The organism is Chamaesiphon sp. OTE_8_metabat_110 (genome assembly GCF_031382685.1).
Classification (GTDB): domain Bacteria; phylum Cyanobacteriota; class Cyanobacteriia; order Cyanobacteriales; family Chamaesiphonaceae; genus Chamaesiphon.
Genome location: NZ_JANMZA010000059.1, coordinates 1 through 3,467, shown reverse-complemented (window position 1 = coordinate 3,467; position 3,467 = coordinate 1). Strand labels below are relative to the sequence as shown.

General features: G+C 48.1%; 3 protein-coding genes. 2 read left to right on the top strand and 1 reads right to left on the bottom strand.

Annotated elements, in window-relative coordinates; translation table 11 throughout:
- Positions 1-392: 392 nt before the first annotated feature.
- Together RMO52_RS02235 and RMO52_RS02230 are read left to right on the top strand one after the other, a co-directional pair.
- The gene (locus tag RMO52_RS02235; RefSeq protein ID WP_310410513.1) at positions 393-1,448 is read left to right on the top strand and encodes a chemotaxis protein CheB; all 1,056 of its coding nucleotides are present in this window, start codon (positions 393-395) and stop codon (positions 1,446-1,448) included.
- Between the two features lie 426 nt (positions 1,449-1,874).
- Entirely contained in the window at positions 1,875-2,522 is a 648-nt protein-coding gene (locus RMO52_RS02230; protein ID WP_310410511.1) for a hypothetical protein, read from the top strand.
- Positions 2,523-2,698: 176 nt separating this feature from the next.
- Here RMO52_RS02230 and RMO52_RS02225 read toward each other — a convergent pair.
- On the bottom strand, positions 2,699-3,467 hold a 769-nt coding region (locus RMO52_RS02225; RefSeq protein WP_310410509.1), incomplete at its 5' end, for a formylglycine-generating enzyme family protein.

Genomic DNA, 3,467 nt, shown 5'->3' with positions numbered 1-3,467 from the left:
CGGCTCTGGCTCCCCTCTGTCTTGTCGTTGCTTGGTTGATTTTCATGGTCGGGAAACCCGACCGAAAATCAATCCGCTTTTTTATTCGGGGGGAACCCTAGACATAAAAACGCCGCTCCCAAGCTTGGGAGCGACCCAAATCGCGCTGAGGATCCCTCAGCGTGCGTTTGGGTCAAGACAGCGGCGCATCGAACGGGAGGGAACCTCCCGTTTGTGTGCGTCAAGACAGAGGGGCTGGGGGTGAGCGGATGAAATCGCGCTGAGGCTTGCTCAGCGTGCGTTTCACCAAGCAGGGCAAAATCTATACTTCATACCCTAATTCAGCAACGGCCGAAATCGAAACCCAAAAGCCCAAAACCTCAAGCCTCAAGCCTAAAACCTCAAGCCTAATTATGCCTACCAAAGTACTACTAGTCGAAGATTCGCCAATCGCCCTCGAACTACTCAAACGTCTGTTGACAGATAGTGCTGAGGTTGAAATTGTCGGTACGGCGCAAAATGGACGAGAAGCGCTAGACCTAATCCCCAAAGTCAATCCTGATGTCATCTGTAGCGATTTGCACATGGCACCGATCGATGGTCTAGAGCTTACCAAACAAGTGATGGCAAAGTTTCCCCGACCCATTTTAGTAATTAGTAACTTCGTTCGAGAAAACGATACCAAGCATATTTTTGGATTACTCCAAGCCGGGGCTGTGGATATTTTCCCCAAACCAGCTAGTAGCGACTACACCGATTATGCCCGAGTTCAACACCGACTGATTGCCAAAATCAAAATGCTCTCACAGGTAACTGTCAAAGCAAGAACCCAAAGTTCGGAACTTAGATCCGATCGCAGTGGCAATCTCGTTGGCGTAGCCTCTCCCCTAGAGAATCGTAGCAGTGCTTTACGCGCGATAGCCATCGGCGCATCCACTGGCGGCCCTCAAGCCATTCACAAAATCATTACCTCACTTCCCGCAGATTTTCCCATACCGATAATTTGCGCTCAACATATCGGCGATGGCTTTTTGACCGGATTGATTACTTGGTTGAAAGAAGATTCGCAATTACAGGTTAAAATTGCTCAAATGGGTGAAACTCCCGCACCTAAAACGGTTTATTTTGCACCAGAACGAGCGCATTTAGAATTTGATGCTCGGGGCAAATTTATCTATAGTAACTTTACAACTCCTACCGGAACTTGTCCCTCGATCGATACGTTATTTCAAGCGGTTGCTCGTACTTATGGTAGTGCTAGTGCGAGTATTTTGCTGACGGGCAGCGGTACTGATGGAGTTGTCGGTACGGAAGCGATCCAAGCGGCTGGCGGCACGACGATCGCTCAAGATGAGCATGGCTGTCTGATTTTTGAAATGTCCAAATCGGCGATCGCTTCCGGTTGGGTCAAACATGTACTCGGACTCTCAGAAATCGCACCTTTTTTGATTGACAAAAGCGAATATTAATTAATAATTATTAATTATTAATTATTTCCAGTAGGGTAAGCAGTGCCAGCCCTTTCAATGCGAACAAACGCACTATTTTTTGACACTTGATTTCATTAGGGTTTGATGAGTTTCGAGCAATCGGGCAATAGAAACATGACGCTGCGGCAGATCTTGACGATCGAGCCAAACTTCTGCCCCCGCTCGATCTTAGTAGTTGAGTGCCCCTGTTCGAGCGAATTACCAGCGATTTATCGCTCGAACAGGGGCACGCTATGATTGCATTAACTTCAAAACCGCATGATATGGCGATTGCCTCCAGCACGCTCCGCGAACGATACAGCAATACAAATGTTAGCGTTGAAAGGGCTGGCAGTGCCCACCATCTAGATCTAAGCTAATTTCTGTCCACTAAATATCTGAATCGACCTATTTAATTAATAATTAATGTTGGATATCGATCGATTATATCAAAAATGGCAAGAATATTATCTGTTAACATCAGTTTCCAGTAACGCGCAAACGCGAGATAGCGTATTCACGCAATTAGTTAATGCCCATAGTCTATCGGATCGCGATTACCACAATCTCACTCATATCGACTGCGTGCTAACGACGATCGATCGGTTTAACGATCTGCAAAATCCGCGTGCTGTCTATTTAGCTGCTTGGTTTCACGATTTTGTCTATGATTCGCAGGCTACCGATAATGAAGCTAAAAGTGCGGTAGTTGCGCGAGAATTGCTGACAAATCTCGGCGAATCGATCGCGACGATCGACCGGGTGGATCGGCTAATATTAGCTACAAAAGGGCATCAAATCGATCCGGAAGATCGCGATCGATGTATCTTTTTGGATGCAGATCTAGCCATCCTCGGTACAGATCCAGTCAGATATCAAGCTTACCAGCAAGCAATTCGACGGGAATATAGCTGGGTTTCAGATGTTGCTTATCGAGCTGGACGCGCCCAAGTTTTAAACAGCTTTCTGCAACGCGATCGCCTTTACCATACCGATTTACTATTTGCTGAGCTAGAAGCGATCGCCAGGTTCAATCTCACCGGAGAAATAGCTTTACTCGAACAGATCTCTTAATTTAATGTGAGTGTTCGGGTTAAGGATATTTGCTCCGCTCTAGCACCGCCCTCGATTGTGTCTTGTCTCGCTGTCTTGTCGTTGTCTTGACGCACACAACTCGGAGGAGACTCCCAGTCTCTAGGCTCTTCTTATCTCGAACCGAGGTTAAGTAGATACATAGCAGCAGTCAGGTGTCAACCGTTCCCCGGCTTGACGGCTTTGTTGAAGTCGGTATCGAGCACGACTCGCAAGCCGCAGCCGCCGATCCGAATTTCGGGAGCTAGACTACAGCGTACGGCACTGCGACAGCCACGCGCGACATAATCCCAGGAGCCGCCGCGCATGACACGTTTGATATTGGCATCGCTTCGATCTGCTACCCATGCCGTGCCATCTGTCGGCGCACCTTGATAACTTGCCTGATAACCATCGAGACACCATTCCCAGACACTTCCGTGCATGTCATATAAGCCAAAGGCATTCGGCGGAAAAATCCCTACTGGTGTCGCTTCGCCCCGATTTTCGCCCACAGGAGCGCCATTATAGGGGTAGTTCCCGTTGTAATTTACCAATTCAGGAGTAATTATATCGCCAAAGTAAAAAGCGGTGTCCGTACCAGCACGACAGGCGTATTCCCACTGCGCTTCGCTCGGTAGCGTATACTCTCTAACAGTTTTTTGGGATAGTTTCGTGCAAAATTCTCGGGCATCATGCCAACTAATGTTTTCGATCGGGTAATCTAGCGCCGTCTCCAGATTACTACCATCCATGACCGATCGATATTGCGCCTGAGTAATCGGGTATTTGCCCATGTAAAAAGATGGTATCGCAACTGGGTGGATCGGCTGCTCGTCTTGATGATGTCGTGCGTCCCCCATCATAAATGTACCGCTGGGAATCAACACTAGCTCTAGCGTCAAGCTTCCACCCAAGCTTTCTATCAGGCATTGTGCCGATCTGGGT